Origin of the sequence: Pseudomonas sp. CK-NBRI-02 (assembly GCF_008124495.1) — a bacterium.
Taxonomy (GTDB): domain Bacteria; phylum Pseudomonadota; class Gammaproteobacteria; order Pseudomonadales; family Pseudomonadaceae; genus Aquipseudomonas; species Aquipseudomonas guariconensis.
The window spans coordinates 53,242-69,259 of the sequence record NZ_VSJH01000031.1 but is presented as its reverse complement, the minus strand read 5'-3'; the positions used below and the strand labels follow the sequence as shown (position 1 = coordinate 69,259).

Sequence of the window (16,018 nt, the reverse complement as noted above, 5' to 3'; positions counted from 1 at the left end):
GGATGCTGGCCATGCCCCCAATGCTCATCGCTGCATTGCTCATACTTCTGCCGATCGTCAGTCAAGCCGACGCCTGTCCATCCTGGCCCCCGGCCCGTGCCCACGAGGAAATCACCCGACTGCGCGAAACCCTGGCCACCTGGGACGACCAGTACCACCGCCAAGGCCATTCACCCGTGGCGGACGAACTCTACGACCAGAGCCGGCAGCGCCTGCACGCGTTGCAAATCTGCTTCGACCTGCCAGGCAGCGATGATCCGCTGGCCAGCGCCCGCGGCGCCCTACCTCACCCGATACCTCACACCGGCGTGATCAAACTGGCCGATGAACAGGCAGTGGTAGCTTGGCTGCAAGGCAAGCGCGATGTCTGGATACAACCGAAGGTGGATGGCGTCGCAGCGTCGTTGGTGTACCGCGAAGGGCGCTTGGTGCAGTTGCTCAGCCGCGGTGATGGCCTTCTGGGACATGATTGGAGTCGCCATATTCCCCACCTGAGCGGCATCACTCGGCAACTGCCGGAGCCGATCGACCTCGTGCTGCAGGGCGAACTCTACTGGCGTCGGGACAATCACACGCAAGCTCTGGCCGGCAGCGCCAACGCCCGCGGTACGGTGGCAGGCCTCCTGGCGCGCAAGAGCCTGGATGATGCCCAAGGTGGCGGCATCGGTCTGTTCGTTTGGGATTGGCCCGATGGGCCGCCCCGTCAGGCCGACCGCCTGTCACGGCTGGCGCAGCTCGGCTTTGCCGATAGCCAGCGCTACAGCGTCGCCATCGAGACCTTCGACCAAGCCTCGCACTGGCGCCAGCATTGGTGCCGCTCAGCCCTGCCCTTCGCGACCGATGGCGTGATTCTGCGCCAGGACAGTCGGCCGCCGGCCAAACGCTGGCGGGCCAAGCCGCCCTCCTGGATAGCGGCCTGGAAGTACCCATTCCAACAAGCCCTGGCCGAGGTGCGCGAGGTGCGCTTTCGGGTAGGACGGACCGGTCGCATCACGCCCATGCTGCACCTGCACCCGGTCGTATTGGATGACCGCCGCATCAGCCTGGTCAGCCTCGGTTCGCTGGCCCGCTGGCAGCGGCTGGACATACGCCCTGGTGACCAAGTGGCGATCACCCTGGCCGGGCTGACCGTGCCGCGACTGGAAAGCGTGGTGCACCGCTCGACGCACCGGGAGCCTGTGACGCCGCCGGACGCCACACAGCACCATCCACTCAGTTGCTGGCGGCCCGACGACACCTGCAAGGAGCAGTTCCTCGCCCGCCTGGCCTGGTTGAGCGGCCGCCAGGGTTTGCAGATGCCCAACCTTGGCTCCGCCACCTGGGCGCGCCTGGTGGAAAGCGGGGCCGTGAGCAGCCTGCATGACTGGCTGGCCTTGGAGCGCGACGACCTGCAGCGCATATCGGGCATCGGCACGGCGCGTGCAGGGCAGTTGCTGCAAGCCTTTGCCAATGCTCGGCAGCAACCGTTCGAGCGCTGGTTGCGGGCCCTCGGTGTCCCGGCTCCGCGCAACCTCCCACTGGGACCGGATTGGCAGACCCTCGCGGCCAAGCGCCGTGAACAATGGCTGGCCGAGCCCGGTATCGGCCCTGGTCGCGCCGCGCAACTGGAGGCGTTCTTCACGGATGAAACGCTGGCCCTGCTGGCCATGCAATTGCGCGCACACGCAATCCAGGGTTTCTAATTTCGTCAGATCAGGGCAGCATTTCGTTTTCCGCTGTCCTGCCTTCGAATGGAGTCCCCGATGAAATTGCTTTCGTCTCTTGCACTGTCCGCCTTGCTCAGCATCGCCGCCAGCCCTCTGCTGGCCGCCGAAGAGCAGCCTGGGCTGACCGGCTGCGCGGCCAAGCGCCAGGCTATCAGCGAACAGCTCGAACAAGCGCGCAGCCATGGCAACAGCGAGCAGCAGGCCGGCCTGGAAAAGGCCCTGGCCGAAGTCACCGAACACTGCACCGATTCCAGCCTGCGCAAGGAGCGTGAGCAGAAGGTCCTCGAGGCCCGCCACGAAGTGAACCAGCGCACCAAGGACCTGGACAAGGCCATGAAGAAAGGCGACCCGGAGAAGATCAACAAGCGCAAGGAAAAGCTCGCCGAGGCCAAGAAGGAGCTGCAAGAAGCCGTCGATGGACTGGAGCGCTGAGTCAGTCACGCCGGAGTAGGTTTTTTCTGAAAGCGATGTAGCACCCGTTTCCAGGGTTCACTCGGCAAACGGTTGTAGGCACTATCCCCTACAAATTTTGTTGCTATTGAAGGAAGTGTTCATGAAAGCCCGTTCCGCCCTGACAATTCTGGCCATCCTCGGCCTGGCCGCTGGCACTGCGCAGGCAGCGCAGCCCGCCCCAGGCCTGACCGGTTGCGCGGCCAAACGCAGCGCCATCGAGAACCAGCTCGAATACGCCCGCAAGCACAACAATTGGGGTCAAATCCGTGGCCTGGAAAAAGCCTTGAAGGAAAACGCCGCCCACTGCACCGATGCCGGCCTGAAACACGAGCGTGAAGCCAAGGTCGCCGAGGCCAAGGCGGAAGTGGCTGAACGCAAGGCAGACCTCGCCGAGGCTCATGCCAAGGGCGACAAGGACAAGATCGCCAAGCGCGAGCGCAAGCTTGCAGAGTCCCAGGCTGAACTCAAGCAGGCCGAGCTGGAGCTGGACAAGTGACATCGGCTCCCTGGGCTACCGCTGAGAGGGGCAGTGCACGGTAGTTGTGCCCCTGCATATCGGGGCCGTTGCGCGGCCCTTCGCAGTTTCCCGCAGGCATTGCGGGAAGCAGCCTCAAGCCCGGCCATGCGGGCAATCAATGATTGCGAAATTCCGTGTGGCAGGCCTTGCATGCGGCCTCGACCTTGTCCATTGGCACCTTCAGGCTTGCCGCCTCCAGCGGCTGGTCACGGGTCACGCTGACCAGCTCGCCCGTCACCCCTTCCAATTGCCGAGCCAAATCCTGGAAACGCGCCTGACGCTCCCACACCTCAGGCCGCGCGCTGCTGTCACCCTCATCCTTGACCTGCGGAAAATGCTGCCACGGCTCGCGGGACAGACCATCGAGCTTCACCGCACCCTCGGCGAACCGGGCGCCGTCAAACGGTAATCGTCCCCGCAGCATGCCGCCCATATCCTCGCTGGTCTTGAGCATTTGCTTGAAGATCGCCTTGCGCTGACCCAGTGGTGAGTTAGGATCGACACGGTCACAGGCCGCCAGGGACAGGCCGACCAACAGCAGAACGGTGAAACATTTCAACATCACGGTCACATTGGCAGAGGGAAAGGGCCGACAGTATCCTCGCCTGCTCGACAAAGACCAATACCCCCACGAAAAACATGGGCAGCCGTACAGGCCGCCCATTCAAGGATTCAACCATGAGATCTGCTCTGCGCCACCTTGCCTGGGCGCTTCCCACCCTGGCCCTGCTGGCCGGTTGCAACGGCGGCGAGAATGCCAAACCCGAACCCCACGCCGTGGCGACCTACGCCCCGGCCACCTGGCAAGACCTGCCAAGCGTCAGCGACGACGACCTGTTGGCCGGTTTCCAGGCCTGGCGCAATGGATGCGAAAAGCTCAAGCGTGACCCGGTCTGGGCCGCTACCTGCGAGGCCGCGGCCCGCATGCCTGAAGACGCCGCCCAGATCCGTGCCTTCCTACAGCAGAACCTATCGGTCTACGGCCTGCGTTCAGCGCAGAACAACGCCCACGGCCTGATCACCGGTTACTACGAACCGGTCTACCCCGGAAGCCTCAGCCGTACCGAGACCGCCCACGTGCCGGTGTACGGTATTCCCGAAGACATGATCGTGGTCGACTTGGCCAGCATCTACCCGGAACTAAAAGGCAAACGCCTGCGCGGGCGCCTCGATGGCCGCGTGCTCAAGCCCTACGACACCGCTGAAGTGATCAACCGCGACGGCGTGAAAGCGCCGGTACTGGCCTGGCTGACCGATCCGATGGACCTGCAATTCCTGCAGGTCCAAGGCTCCGGGCGCATTCAGCTAGAAGACGGACGCCAACTGCGCCTGGGCTACGCCGACCAGAACGGCCATCCCTACCGTCCCATCGGTCGCTGGCTGGTGGAGCAAGGCCAGTTGAAGAAAGAAGACGTGACCATGGGCAGCATTCACGCCTGGGCCCAGGCCAACCCGCAGCGGGTTCCCGAGCTGCTGGCCAGCAACCCCAGCTACGTATTCTTTGGCACCCGTCCAGACAGCAATGAAGGCCCGCGCGGCTCGTTGAACGTGCCGTTGACCGCCGGTTACAGCGTCGCCATCGATCGCAAGGTGATCCCCCTGGGCAGCCTGCTGTGGCTGTCCACTACCCGTCCGGATGGTAGCCCGGTGGTGCGTCCGGTGGGCGCCCAGGACACCGGCGGCGCCATCACCGGCGAGGTCCGCGCAGACCTGTTCTGGGGAACTGGCCCGCAGGCCGGCGAACTGGCAGGGAACATGAAGCAGCCAGGGCAGATCTGGATGCTGTGGCCCAAGGGCGCGGCGCTGCCTGAGGTGCCGAAAGTCCCTTGATCAGGGTTGGATGCTTCGCGGCGGAACCCGCTCCCACAAGCCTGCACAGACCTCAAGACCCACAGTGCCATGGGGGAGCGGGTTTAACCGCGAAGAGCGCGACACGCTTTCAGATGGAAACCACGAAAAACGCAATGATCAGTGCCAGCCCGGCAAACCACACCAGTGAACGCAGGATGGCCAGGTCGGCCAGGTAGCAGATGATGAAGAGTAGGCGACTGGTGATGTACAGCACCGCCAGTACATCCTGCGTCACCTGCTCCGCGTTACCGACGATATCGGCAACGAGCACCGCGGCAGCAAAAGCGGGAAAGGCCTCGAAGCCGTTCTGCTGGGCGGCATGGGCACGGCGTGGCAGGCCCGACAAGGTATCGAGGAAGGCGCGCGGATCGTGGTTTTCACGCAAGCCGAAACGGCCACTGCTCAGTTTCGCCGTCAACCCACACAGCGGCGGCAGGATCATGGCAATCAGGATGCACCACAGGGCAACGGTCATGGAAAGGACTCCTTGTTCAAATGATCGGTTTCAGAGCTTCATCACCAGCATGCCAGCCAGGACCAGCCCGCAAGCTAGGAGTCTTGGCCCGCCAAAAGGTTCTTTGAGGTAGCGCATGCCCAGCAGCACCACGAGGATCACGCTCAGCTCCCGCAATGCCGCCGCTTCGGCAACCGACCCCAGGTGCATGGCCCATAGCACCAGGGCATAGCTCAACAACACGCACAACCCCACCGCCAACCCCAGGCGCCACTGGGTGCGCCAGAACAACACGAACGGCGCCCGCCGCGCCACGCTTGCCAGCAACGGAAACGGCCAAGCACTGAGCAAGGTCAACCACACCAGGTAATCCAACGGCTTGCCCCAGATTTGCACGGCCCTGCCGTCGAACCAGGTGTAGCAACCGATGCACAGACCGATCAGCGCGACCACTGGCAGCATCGACCACGGCAGCCGATCCCCGCCGCCGCCCTGCCAGAGCAGGCAGGCCATGCCGCACGGAATCAGCAGGATGCCAATGATCTGCTTGTCGCTGAGCGATTCTCCGGCAAAGGCCAGCGTCAGCCCCAGCACCACCAAGGGCGACAGGCCGCGCATCAGAGGATAGACCAGCCCCAGATCGCCAACCCGATACGCCTGGATCAACAAAAAGCGGTACAGCTGCTCGGCCAGCGCCGATGCGAGCAACCAAGGCCAGATGTGCGCCGGAGGAATGTCTACGAACGCCACCGCCGCCACGGCGAAGGCGAGGGCTACCAGGTCCATGCTGGCAATCACCAGCAAACGCTCGCCACTGAATTTGATCAGGGTATTCCAAGTCGCGTGGAGCAGGGCCGCGACCAAAACCAGCGAAGTTGCCAACACGGGAGGGTCCTTGCACAGAGTCCAGGCCCTCGTTGGCCTGATTGTCCGACACTATATCTATTTCCAGTCCTAATGTAGGAATCAGCGCCCTGTCCGGCGGAACGAATCTTTCGGATCGGGTCATAAGGTGTGTCCCGAAACGCTCACCAGGCCATCAAAGAACTGCCCGAGCATTTCGGGTAACGACTTGGAAGCCACTGTCACAGGATTTCGGATGCTTGAACTTGTTGCCGCTTTTATCTGCCTGACCACCCTCCTCACCTACGTCAATTACCGCTTCATCGGCCTGCCGCCGGCCATCGGCGTGATGGTCACCGCCCTGCTGTTCTCCTTGATCCTGCAAGGCCTGAGCCTGATCGGCTTCCCCGGCCTGGAAGCGCGCGTCGAGGGGCTGATGAACCAGATCGATTTCAACGATCTGTTGATGCACTGGATGCTGTCGTTCCTGCTGTTCGCCGGCGCGCTGCACGTCAACCTTGCCGATTTGCGCAGCTACCGCTGGCCGATCGGCCTGCTGGCCACCTTCGGAGTACTGATCGCCACGCTGGTCATCGGCTATCTGGCCCATTGGGTTTTCTCGATGTTCGGTTGGAACGTGCCGCTGATCTACTGCCTGCTGTTCGGCGCGCTGATCTCCCCCACCGACCCGATCGCCGTACTCGGCGCACTGCGTACCGCCAATGCCTCCAAGCCACTCAAGACTACGATCGTGGGCGAGTCGCTGTTCAATGACGGCACGGCGGTGGTGGTATTCACCGTCCTGCTGGGCATCGTCCAGCTCGGCGAGGCGCCAAGCTTTGCCGACACCGCCTTGCTGTTCGCCCGAGAAGCCATTGGCGGGATCGCCTTTGGCGGTGTGATTGGTTACGCCACCTATCGCATGATCAAGAGCGTCGAGCAGTACCAGGTCGAGGTGATGCTGACCCTGGCATTGGTGATCGGCGGCTCGGCCATGTGCTACGAGCTGCATGTGTCGGCGCCGATCGCAATGGTGGTGGCCGGCCTGATCATCGGCAACCTGGGGCGCAACCTAGCGATGAACGACATGACCCGTCGCTACATGGACGGTTTCTGGGAATTGATCGACGACATGCTCAATGCCCTGCTGTTCGCCCTGATCGGCCTGGAATTGTTACTACTGCCGTTCAACTGGCTGCACCTGGCCGCCGGGAGCGTGCTGGCCGTGGCAGTGCTGCTGTCGCGCCTGCTGACCGTGGCGCCTGCGATCGTATTGCTGCGCCGCTGGCGCAGCGTGCCCAAGGGGACTGTCCGCGTACTGACCTGGGGAGGTTTGCGCGGCGGAGTGTCGGTGGCCCTGGCGCTGTCGCTGCCCGCTGGCGCCGAGCGTGACCTGCTGCTGTCGATCACCTACATCGTGGTGCTGTCTTCGATCCTGGTGCAGGGGTTGAGCATCGGGCGGGTGGTGCGCGGGGTTACTGCACAGCCTTGAGGCTTTTGGGGCTGCTTTCGCGGCCCCCGATGTCATTCCACCGCGGTATCGGGGAACTGGTCCTGGATGTACTTGATCTCGGTTCGCCCATGGGGGGCCGGCAGGCCGTCCTCGCCCAGGTTGACGAAGACCATCTTGTCGACGGTCAGGATGCTTTTACGGGTGATCTTGTTGCGCACTTCACACTTGAGAGTGATGGACGTACGGCCGAACTCGGTGGCGGTAATGCCCAGCTCGATGATGTCGCCCTGACGCGAGGCACTGACAAAGTTGATTTCCGACATGTACTTGGTGACCACGCGCTGGTTGCCCAACTGGACGATGGCGTAGATCGCCGCCTCTTCGTCGATCCAGCGCAGCAAGCTGCCACCGAACAGGGTGCCGTTGGGATTGAGGTCTTCGGGTTTTACCCATTTGCGGGTGTGGAAATTCATCGGTACTCCTGACCTGCTTGGCTAACGTAGGGTAATGATGGCAGAGCCTTTGGCACCTCTCCATTGAACATCGACTATCGTCTCGATTAAGCGACAGAAAACCTTGGGCGTGGCACGACGCCACGGCTATAATCCCTGCCGATTCACATGGCCACCCGCCGCGGGGGCCATCCCGCCACCCATCCGAGGGGCGCTGCAGCAGGCTCGGCCTGTCAGGCTCGGTTGGGGCGTTGTCCGCACTGCGGACGCCTAACGCACAACGGCGCCCATTCGCACACTACGAATGGAGGCTCTCGATGAGCGCTGTAAACACGCCTGCAGGTTTTTCCGACTTCAAGGTCGCCGACATTTCCCTGGCCGACTGGGGCCGCAAGGAAGTCATCATCGCCGAATCGGAAATGCCCGCGCTGATGGGCCTGCGTCGCAAGTACCAGGCTGAGCAACCGCTCAAAGGCGCCAAGATCCTGGGCTGCATCCACATGACCATCCAGACCGCCGTGCTGATCGAGACCCTGGTCGCCCTGGGTGCCGAGGTGCGCTGGTCGTCGTGCAACATCTTCTCGACCCAGGACCAGGCCGCTGCCGCCATCGCCGCCGCCGGCATTCCGGTTTTCGCCTGGAAGGGCGAGACCGAGCAGGAGTACGAATGGTGCATCGAGCAGACCATCCTCAAGGACGGTCAGCCATGGGACGCCAACATGGTTCTGGACGACGGCGGTGACCTGACCGAAATCCTGCACAAGAAGTACCCGGCGATGCTGGAGAAGATCCACGGCATCACCGAAGAAACTACCACTGGCGTGCACCGTCTGCTGGACATGCTGGCCAAGGGCGAGCTGAAAGTTCCGGCGATCAACGTCAACGACTCGGTCACCAAGAGCAAGAACGACAACAAATACGGTTGCCGTCACAGCCTCAACGACGCCATCAAGCGTGGTACCGACCACCTGCTGTCGGGCAAGCAAGCCCTGGTGATCGGCTACGGAGACGTGGGCAAGGGCTCGGCCCAGTCCCTGCGTCAGGAAGGCATGATCGTCAAGGTCACCGAAGTCGACCCGATCTGTGCCATGCAGGCCTGCATGGACGGCTTCGAAGTCGTCTCGCCGTTCAAGGACGGTATCAACACCGGCACCGAGGCCGGCATCAACAAAGACCTGCTGGGCCGCATCGACCTGATCGTCACCACCACCGGTAACGTCAACGTCTGCGACGCCAACATGCTCAAGGCCCTGAAGAAGCGCGCCGTTGTCTGCAACATCGGTCACTTCGACAACGAGATCGACACCGCCTTCATGCGCAAGAACTGGGCATGGGAAGAGGTCAAGCCGCAGGTTCACAAGATCCACCGTACCGGCGCTGGCACCTTCGATCCGCAGAACGACGACTACCTGATCCTGCTGGCCGAGGGCCGCCTGGTGAACCTGGGCAACGCCACTGGCCACCCAAGCCGCATCATGGACGGCTCGTTTGCCAACCAGGTGCTGGCCCAGATCTTCCTGTTCGAGCAGAAGTTCGCCCAACTGCCTGCCGCACAAAAGGCCGAGCGCTTGACCGTGGAAGTACTGCCCAAGAAACTCGACGAAGAAGTGGCCCTGGAAATGGTCCGCGGCTTCGGCGGCGTGGTCACCCAGCTGACCCCGCAGCAGGCCGAATATATCGGCGTGACCGTCGAAGGCCCGTTCAAGCCGGACACCTACCGCTACTAAGCGGCAAGCTTCAAGCGGCAAGCAGCGGCAGAGCGCGCCGATGCCGCTTGAAGCCCAGGCTAAGGAATCTTGAACGATGCCAAGCCAGATCGGCCATCACCGATCTGGCTTTTACTTGCAGCTTGCCGCGTGAGGCGGGCTGCACGAGGAACGAGTGATGTCACAAGAACGCCGCTACAGTTTCGAGTTTTTCCCCACCAAGACCGATGCCGGCCATGAAAAGCTGATGGCGGTCGCTCGCCAGCTGGCGGGCTACAACCCCGATTTCTTCTCCTGCACCTACGGTGCCGGTGGTTCCACCCGCGATCGCACCCTGAACACGGTGCTGCAGCTGGAAAGCGAAGTGAAGATTCCTGCCGCGCCACACTTGTCTTGCGTCGGTGACAGCAAGGAAGAGCTGCGCGCCCTGATCGCCCAGTACAAGGCAGCAGGCATCAAGCGCATCGTTGCCCTGCGCGGCGACCTCCCGTCGGGCATGGGCATGGCCTATGGCGAGCTGCGCTATGCCAGCGACCTGGTCGAGTTCATCCGCCAGGAAAGCGGCGATCACTTCCATCTGGAAGTCGCGGCCTACCCGGAGATGCACCCTCAGGCGCGCAATTTCGAGTCCGATCTCACCAACTTCGTGCACAAGGTCAAGGCCGGTGCAAACAGCGCCATCACCCAGTACTTCTTCAATGCCGAGAGCTACTTCTATTTCGTAGAGCGCGTGCAGAAGATGGGTGTGGACATCCCGGTCGTGCCCGGCATCATGCCGATCACCAACTACAGCAAGCTGGCGCGCTTCTCCGACGCCTGCGGTGCTGAGATCCCCCGCTGGATTCGTAAGCAGCTGGAAGCCTATGGCGACGACACCGCCAGCATCCAGGCGTTCGGCGAAGAGGTGATCACCCGCATGTGCGAGCAGTTGCTCCAAGGCGGCGCACCGGGCCTGCACTTCTACACGTTGAACCAGGCCGAGCCGAGCCTGGCGATCTGGAACAACCTGAAGCTGCCGCGCTGACATATTTCGCTAACAGGTCCTTAAGGCAGCTTTAAGGCTTAGGTATTAGGCTAAAACCTTTCATCCAGCCTTAGACCTGTTAGCGAGCCGCCCATGCAGCCTTTGCCTTCCTCGGCACCTCAGCTCATCTATCTAGCGTTCGGTGCAAAGACCTACCATCAGGAAGCTTGCTTCAGCATCATCAGCGCCCTCGCCCAGCTGAAAGAGTCCGGCAGCCAAGCCCTGGACATCCAGGTCCATACCGACGACCCCGCGCCCTACGCGAAACTCCCGGTCACCGTTCACCTTATTTGCGATGCCACGCGCGCGGCCTGGGCCCAACCCCATGGCTACCATTTTCGCAGCAAGCATGTTCTGTTACGCCAGGCCCTCGAGCAGCATTCCCAGGCGGTGCTGATCGACACCGACACGTTCTTCCGCCAATCGCCGATGGAACTGCTGCGTCGCGTCAAGCCCGGCCATCTGCTGTGCAACGCCATCTGCGCACGCTATGGCGAAAACCCGAACACCGACCTGTACCAAGGCCTGCGCAACATCCTGCACGCGCGCGGCCTGGCGGATGACCACATGAACCTGGTCAACTCCGGCGTCATCGGCCTTGCGGCAGAGGATTCAGGAGCACTCGACCAATCGATCGCGCTGATGGACGAGTTCCACCCCATCGTCCCCAACGCCTATACTCTCGAAGAGTTCTGTCTGGCCGTGGCGGCCTATCGCACGCTGACGCTGACCGACTGCACCGACGTCATCCACCACTACTGGAGCCGCAAGGACCTGTTCCGCGCCAAGATCCAGGCCTGGTTGCACAAGCACGGGGATGACCCTCTGGGCGAGGCCGCCCTGGCCGACGTAGCCCTGGTCAACGACCGCCTGCCAAAACCGCCCACCTTGCATCGCCTGGGATACAAGGCCCTGAGCCTGACACTGCCCCGCCACCAACGCCAATTTGCTCGGGAGTTGCTGTACGGCTGCTACCCCTATGCCAACGAATTCGATCGGGCCTGTACCTCCGCCTGGTGGGACAAGGCACTGGAAAATCTTCAGCAACGCCAAGGGCGCCTGAACAGCGAACAACTGCACCAATTGCTGCACCACCCTGGCTTACGTCTGTCTTTGGGGAGCAAGTATCAGGACGTGCGGGATCATCTGCTCAAGCCTGACAAAGGCTGACGACAGGCTTCACTGGCCTCGGACACACATTGGACGTACGCTGCCGCCATGCCTGACTTAACCCCCCTTCTTTGCGCCCTGCTGCTCGTCTGCCTGAGCCCGTTTGCCAAGGCGGAGCGCCTGCGCTTGGTTAGCGATGACTGGGCGCCCTATATCTACTGGCACGAAGGCCAGCCCAAAGGCATCGACTACGAAGTCGCCAACGAAGTGCTCAAGCGACTCGGCATCGATGTCGACTGGCAACTGCTGCCCTGGAAACGCTGTCTCGCCATGGTGGAGCAAGGTGCGGCCGACGGTGTGCTGGACATCTTCCAGGTCGATTCGCGCAAACCGTTCATGGTCTACCCGGACGAGGCACTCTCGGAGGTTGAGTTCGTGCTGTTCCAGGCCGACGCCAGGCCTCACGCCATCGAACGCCTGAAAGACCTTGCGGGCCTTACCGTAGGGACCTCGCCGGGCTACACCTACAGCCGGGCGTTCAGCGAGTCCTTCCTGTTTCGTCGAGAGCCGGCGCCCACCCATGAGGCGAATTTCGGCAAGTTGATGCTCGGGCGCATCGATCTACTGGTGACAGACCGCCGTGCGGGGCGCCTGTTGCGGCGGCAATTGGGGCTCGAGGGACAGGTTCAGGAGCTACCCTTGGTAATCAGCCGACACCCTCAATACCTGGGACTTGCGAACAAACCCGGAAGGGAACGCTTGGCACAGGCGTTCGCCGACGAGCTGCGACGCTTCAAGCAAGACCCTGCGTATGCGGCCATCAATGCCCGTTACGACAGCGACCTCGGCAATATTCCTGACGCCGTTGAGCAGCACGAACACAGCAGAGCGCGATAGCTCTGTTATACTCGGGCCTTCCCGCCCGGCTCACGCCCGGACGCTCGGCCTCGCAACAGGCATCTCGACCCGTCGGCAACGCACCCAGTGCCGCCCGCCGCCTCCCGGATGCGCAGTGAATGCCCAGCTGGACCGGACGCGATCGCATCTCGCCGATGCCCGTCGCGCCAGGCAGATCATCCCATCGGGCCCAGCCCCCACGAGAACAGGATTGCCCATGTCCTTTGCTTCCCTCGGTCTCTCCGAGGCTCTTGTCCGCGCTATCGAGGCTGCGGGCTATACCCAGCCCACTCCGGTGCAACAGCGGGCCATTCCCGCCGTGTTGCAAGGTCGCGACCTGATGGTCGCTGCCCAGACAGGTACTGGTAAAACCGGCGGTTTTGCACTGCCGATCCTCGAGCGTCTGTTTCCCGGTGGCCACCCTGACAAGTCCCAGCGCCACGGCCCGCGTCAGCCTCGCGTACTGGTGCTGACCCCGACCCGCGAGCTGGCAGCTCAGGTACACGACAGCTTCAAGGTTTATGCCCGTGATCTGAACCTGATCAGCGCCTGCATCTTTGGCGGCGTCGGCATGAATCCGCAGATCCAGGCCATGGCCAAGGGCGTCGATGTCCTGGTCGCCTGCCCGGGCCGCCTGCTCGATCTGGCCGGCCAAGGCAGCGTGGACCTGTCCCATGTGGAAATCCTGGTGCTCGACGAAGCCGACCGCATGCTCGACATGGGCTTCATCCACGACGTCAAGAAGGTCCTTTCCCGCCTGCCGGCCAAACGTCAGAACCTGCTGTTCTCGGCGACCTTCTCCAAGGACATCACTGACCTTGCCGACAAGCTGCTGCACAACCCCGAGCGCATCGAAGTCACGCCGCCGAACACCACGGTCGAGCGTATCGAGCAACGTGTCTATCGCCTGCCGGCTAGCCACAAGCGTGCCCTGCTGGCCCACCTGATCACCCTCGGCGCCTGGGAGCAGGTGCTGGTATTCACCCGTACCAAGCATGGCGCCAACCGCCTGGCCGAGTACCTGGAAAAGCACGGCCTGAGCGCTGCCGCGATTCACGGCAACAAGAGCCAGAACGCCCGCACCAAGGCCCTGGCCGACTTCAAGGCCAACACCGTGCGCGTGCTGGTCGCCACCGATATCGCCGCCCGCGGCCTGGATATCGACCAACTGCCTCACGTGGTCAACTTCGAGCTGCCTAATGTCGAGGAAGACTACGTCCACCGCATCGGCCGTACCGGTCGAGCGGGCCGTTCGGGCGAAGCCATCTCCTTGGTCGCGCCGGATGAAGAAAAACTGCTCAAGAGCATCGAGCGGGTCACCAAGCAGAAGATCCCGGACGGCGACCTGATGGGCTTCGACCCAAGCCAGGTGGAAGCCGAGAAGCCGGAAGTGCGCGAACGTCCGCAGAACAACGGTCGTGGTGGCCGCAATCAGCAGCGCGCCGAAGGCAGCAAGGACGGCAGCGGCGGTCGCAAGGACAAAGGCAAGGATAAAGGCAAGGCCAAGCAGCACGCCGCCGAGAAGCCAGCCGAGCAGGAAAAGTCAGGCGAGAAATCCCAGCAACAGCGCAAGCCGCGCAACAAGAAACCCCGCCAGCAGCAAGCGGCCCAAGGCCAGAGCGGCATGCCGTCGGTTCCGGTGGACCGTGATCCAGAAGAATTCCTGGACGACGACATCGACAACTTCGGCAACCGCGCCGACTACGTCAGCCCCTACCAAAACGCCAAGAACCAAGGCCGTAACCGTCGTCCAGGCGGCCAGGGTCAAGGCCAAGGGCAGAGCCAACGCAACGGCAGCGGCCAGCCACGCAACAATGGCGGCGGCCAGCGCAAAGGCCAAGGTCAGAGCCAGGGGCAAGGTTCCGGCGAGAAACGCACCCGCAACAACAACGGCGGTGCACGCCGCGACAATAATGGCGGCGGCCGCAACCGCTCCTCGAGCCGTGACGACTTCTCCCGCCAAGAGCCAGCCGTTCGCAGCCCGCGTGAAACCCATCAGCCGGTGATCATCCGCAAGGAGTCCAAGCTCGATCGCTATCCGACACCGGAGCAACTCGATGACTTGCCGAGCCGCCCACGCGGTGAGCGTCCTGCTTTGCTGACCCGCAAGGGCTGAGCCCAGCACTCGCGCAAACGAAAACGCCGCCCAATGGGCGGCGTTTTTCGTCAGGGCAAAGCGAATTACTTCTGCTTCACGCCTTCGACGCTGATGTCCAGGTCCAGGGTCTGGGAGGACGGGCCTGGGCCTTTGATGCCGAAGTCGTTCAGGTTCAGCGTGGTGGTGGCGTTGAAGCCGGCACGCTCGCCGCCCCATGGATCCTTGCCTTCGCCATTGAAGGTTGCCTTGAAGGTGACAGGTTTGGTCACGCCGTGCATGGTCAGATCGCCGGTCACGTCAGCGGTCTTTTCACCGGTCGACTTGACGCTGGTGGAGACGAACTTGGCTTCCGGGTACTTCTTAACGTCCAGGAAGTCAGCGCTGGCGATGTGCTTGTCACGCTCGGCGTGGTTCGACCACAGGCTCGCGGTCTTCAGATTGACGGCGATCTTGCTGGCCTCAGGCTTGGCGCTGTCCCAAGTGAAGTTGCCGTCGAAGTCCTTGAAGGTACCGTGGATGAAGCTGTAACCCAGGTGGCTGATCTTCCAGTCGACGAACGCGTGCTGGCCTTCCTTGTCGATCTTGTACTCGGCAGCCATGGCCTGGCCGGCGGAGAGCAGTGCGGTACCGAGCGCCAGTGCGGCAAAAGTCTTTTTGAACATCCTTACTTCCTTCCTATGCAATTGAGGTAGAGAGTCAAGCTTTGCGGCCCAGCATACGGCTCAGGGTCGCGTCACGGTCGATGAAATGGTGTTTCAGAGCTGCCAAGGCATGCAGGATGGCAAAAATCACCAGCCCCCAGGCCAGGTAGAGGTGAATGGCTCCGGCGGTATCCGCCTGATCGGGCAGGTCACTGACCAGCGCCGGAACCTCGAACCAGTCGAATACCGGGATGCCCACCCCATCAGCGGTGGAAATCAGGTACCCGGCAATCATCACGGCGAACAGCCCAAGGTACAGCACCGCATGGCCAAGCTTCGCGGCCAGGCGGGTGAATGCGCCATGGTTGGCAGGTGCCGGCGGTGGCGGGCTGACGAAACGCCAAAGTACACGCAGCACCATCACCGCCAACAGCACCAGGCCGATGCTCTTGTGCAGATCGGGCGCGGACTTGCGCCAGGGGCTGTAGTAGTCCAGGCCGACCATCCACAGGCCGAGGCCGAACAACCCGAAGACCGCCAGGGCCACGCCCCAATGCATGACGATACTGACCAGGCCGTAGCGAGAAGCAGAGTTGCGCAGTTGCATGTTGGCGTGATTCTCCGTGAAAGCTGTGCACAGACTAACGCGTAACGTATCGAAAGAAAGCGGAAAAATTCGCTTGGGATTATCGACAAATACGATAGGTATTTTGGAAGTTTCCTATTAAGAAAACATTAACGATAGATGTTCAGCGGCGGGTTGTCGTAGTGCGGTGTAAACCCGCTCGCAATCGGTTGCAATGTCCTAAAACA

16 protein-coding genes and 1 riboswitch are annotated in these 16,018 nt (G+C 62.3%); of the genes, 10 read left to right on the top strand and 6 right to left on the bottom strand.

The features are described 5' to 3' along the window. Positions 1 to 11: 11 nt before the first annotated feature. The 3 genes from ligB to DQ397_RS18595 all read left to right on the top strand — a co-directional run bounded on the left by ligB (position 12) and on the right by DQ397_RS18595 (position 2,655). Entirely contained in the window at positions 12 to 1,682 is a 1,671-nt protein-coding gene (gene ligB / locus DQ397_RS18605; RefSeq protein WP_043207252.1) for an NAD-dependent DNA ligase LigB, read from the top strand. Between the two features lie 60 nt (positions 1,683 to 1,742). Continuing rightward, positions 1,743 to 2,138 (top strand): DUF1090 domain-containing protein, encoded by a 396-nt coding sequence (locus DQ397_RS18600; RefSeq protein WP_043207250.1) that lies wholly within the window; start codon positions 1,743 to 1,745, stop codon positions 2,136 to 2,138. A gap of 121 nt (positions 2,139 to 2,259) precedes the next feature. Further along, positions 2,260 to 2,655: a DUF1090 domain-containing protein gene (locus DQ397_RS18595; protein WP_043207246.1), complete on the top strand. Its 396-nt coding sequence runs from the start codon at positions 2,260 to 2,262 to the stop codon at positions 2,653 to 2,655. Between the two features lie 136 nt (positions 2,656 to 2,791). On the opposite strand, the gene DQ397_RS18590 is transcribed toward DQ397_RS18595, so the two are convergent. After that, positions 2,792 to 3,238 (bottom strand): cytochrome c, encoded by a 447-nt coding sequence (locus DQ397_RS18590; RefSeq protein ID WP_043207244.1) that lies wholly within the window; start codon positions 3,236 to 3,238, stop codon positions 2,792 to 2,794. Between the two features lie 116 nt (positions 3,239 to 3,354). Between DQ397_RS18590 and DQ397_RS18585 the strand changes: the two genes are divergently transcribed. Continuing rightward, entirely contained in the window at positions 3,355 to 4,506 is a 1,152-nt protein-coding gene (locus tag DQ397_RS18585) for a murein transglycosylase A (protein WP_148921594.1), read from the top strand. 109 nt (positions 4,507 to 4,615) lie between these two features. Here DQ397_RS18585 and DQ397_RS18580 read toward each other — a convergent pair whose 3' ends face one another. Both DQ397_RS18580 and DQ397_RS18575 read right to left on the bottom strand, forming a co-directional pair. After that, positions 4,616 to 5,002 (bottom strand): MAPEG family protein, encoded by a 387-nt coding sequence (locus DQ397_RS18580; protein WP_043207241.1) that lies wholly within the window; start codon positions 5,000 to 5,002, stop codon positions 4,616 to 4,618. Positions 5,003 to 5,032: 30 nt separating this feature from the next. Beyond that, positions 5,033 to 5,866 (bottom strand): EamA family transporter, encoded by an 834-nt coding sequence (locus DQ397_RS18575; protein ID WP_043207239.1) that lies wholly within the window; start codon positions 5,864 to 5,866, stop codon positions 5,033 to 5,035. A gap of 214 nt (positions 5,867 to 6,080) precedes the next feature. Here DQ397_RS18575 and DQ397_RS18570 point away from each other — a divergent pair, with 214 nt between their 5' ends. Next, positions 6,081 to 7,316, top strand: coding sequence for a sodium:proton antiporter (locus DQ397_RS18570; protein ID WP_043207237.1), 1,236 nt, complete (start codon positions 6,081 to 6,083; stop codon positions 7,314 to 7,316). A gap of 32 nt (positions 7,317 to 7,348) precedes the next feature. Here the strand turns inward: DQ397_RS18570 and DQ397_RS18565 are convergent, their stop codons facing one another. After that, complete coding sequence (locus DQ397_RS18565; protein WP_043207235.1) at positions 7,349 to 7,750, bottom strand: acyl-CoA thioesterase; 402 nt, start codon at positions 7,748 to 7,750, stop codon at positions 7,349 to 7,351. A 179-nt stretch (positions 7,751 to 7,929) separates the two neighbouring features. Next, positions 7,930 to 8,025: riboswitch (S-adenosyl-L-homocysteine riboswitch) on the top strand. Between the two features lie 21 nt (positions 8,026 to 8,046). On the opposite strand from DQ397_RS18565, the gene ahcY reads away from it, so the two are divergent. From ahcY to DQ397_RS18540, 5 genes are all read left to right on the top strand, one after another. Then, a complete protein-coding gene (gene ahcY, locus DQ397_RS18560) occupies positions 8,047 to 9,456 on the top strand; it encodes an adenosylhomocysteinase (protein WP_043207233.1) in 1,410 nt (469 codons plus the stop codon). A gap of 157 nt (positions 9,457 to 9,613) precedes the next feature. Next, a complete protein-coding gene (metF, locus tag DQ397_RS18555; RefSeq protein ID WP_043207230.1) occupies positions 9,614 to 10,459 on the top strand; it encodes a methylenetetrahydrofolate reductase [NAD(P)H] in 846 nt (281 codons plus the stop codon). A 93-nt stretch (positions 10,460 to 10,552) separates the two neighbouring features. After that, on the top strand, positions 10,553 to 11,629 hold the full coding sequence (locus DQ397_RS18550) for a hypothetical protein (protein ID WP_043207228.1): 1,077 nt from the start codon (positions 10,553 to 10,555) through the stop codon (positions 11,627 to 11,629). Positions 11,630 to 11,677: 48 nt separating this feature from the next. Beyond that, a complete protein-coding gene (locus DQ397_RS18545) occupies positions 11,678 to 12,466 on the top strand; it encodes an ABC transporter substrate-binding protein (RefSeq protein ID WP_043207226.1) in 789 nt (262 codons plus the stop codon). A gap of 217 nt (positions 12,467 to 12,683) precedes the next feature. Next, the gene (locus tag DQ397_RS18540) at positions 12,684 to 14,582 is read left to right on the top strand and encodes a DEAD/DEAH box helicase (protein WP_043207224.1); all 1,899 of its coding nucleotides are present in this window, start codon (positions 12,684 to 12,686) and stop codon (positions 14,580 to 14,582) included. 65 nt (positions 14,583 to 14,647) lie between these two features. Here the strand turns inward: DQ397_RS18540 and DQ397_RS18535 are convergent, their stop codons facing one another. Next, complete coding sequence (locus DQ397_RS18535) at positions 14,648 to 15,226, bottom strand: YceI family protein (RefSeq protein WP_043207221.1); 579 nt, start codon at positions 15,224 to 15,226, stop codon at positions 14,648 to 14,650. Between the two features lie 34 nt (positions 15,227 to 15,260). After that, the gene (locus DQ397_RS18530) at positions 15,261 to 15,812 is read right to left on the bottom strand and encodes a cytochrome b (RefSeq protein ID WP_043207219.1); all 552 of its coding nucleotides are present in this window, start codon (positions 15,810 to 15,812) and stop codon (positions 15,261 to 15,263) included. Positions 15,813 to 16,018 lie beyond the last annotated feature (206 nt).

Coding starts and splice junctions, on each gene's coding strand:
- DQ397_RS18540 (WP_043207224.1), top strand. CDS start 12,684: ATGTCCTTTGCTTCCCTCGGTCTCTCCGAGGCTCTTGTCCGCGCTATC.
- DQ397_RS18550 (WP_043207228.1), top strand. CDS start 10,553: ATGCAGCCTTTGCCTTCCTCGGCACCTCAGCTCATCTATCTAGCGTTC.
- metF (WP_043207230.1), top strand. CDS start 9,614: ATGTCACAAGAACGCCGCTACAGTTTCGAGTTTTTCCCCACCAAGACC.
- DQ397_RS18585 (WP_148921594.1), top strand. CDS start 3,355: ATGAGATCTGCTCTGCGCCACCTTGCCTGGGCGCTTCCCACCCTGGCC.
- ligB (WP_043207252.1), top strand. CDS start 12: ATGCCCCCAATGCTCATCGCTGCATTGCTCATACTTCTGCCGATCGTC.
- DQ397_RS18535 (WP_043207221.1), bottom strand. CDS start 15,226: ATGTTCAAAAAGACTTTTGCCGCACTGGCGCTCGGTACCGCACTGCTC.
- DQ397_RS18590 (WP_043207244.1), bottom strand. CDS start 3,238: ATGTTGAAATGTTTCACCGTTCTGCTGTTGGTCGGCCTGTCCCTGGCG.
- DQ397_RS18580 (WP_043207241.1), bottom strand. CDS start 5,002: ATGACCGTTGCCCTGTGGTGCATCCTGATTGCCATGATCCTGCCGCCG.
- DQ397_RS18570 (WP_043207237.1), top strand. CDS start 6,081: ATGCTTGAACTTGTTGCCGCTTTTATCTGCCTGACCACCCTCCTCACC.
- DQ397_RS18545 (WP_043207226.1), top strand. CDS start 11,678: ATGCCTGACTTAACCCCCCTTCTTTGCGCCCTGCTGCTCGTCTGCCTG.
- DQ397_RS18530 (WP_043207219.1), bottom strand. CDS start 15,812: ATGCAACTGCGCAACTCTGCTTCTCGCTACGGCCTGGTCAGTATCGTC.
- DQ397_RS18565 (WP_043207235.1), bottom strand. CDS start 7,750: ATGAATTTCCACACCCGCAAATGGGTAAAACCCGAAGACCTCAATCCC.
- DQ397_RS18600 (WP_043207250.1), top strand. CDS start 1,743: ATGAAATTGCTTTCGTCTCTTGCACTGTCCGCCTTGCTCAGCATCGCC.
- ahcY (WP_043207233.1), top strand. CDS start 8,047: ATGAGCGCTGTAAACACGCCTGCAGGTTTTTCCGACTTCAAGGTCGCC.
- DQ397_RS18595 (WP_043207246.1), top strand. CDS start 2,260: ATGAAAGCCCGTTCCGCCCTGACAATTCTGGCCATCCTCGGCCTGGCC.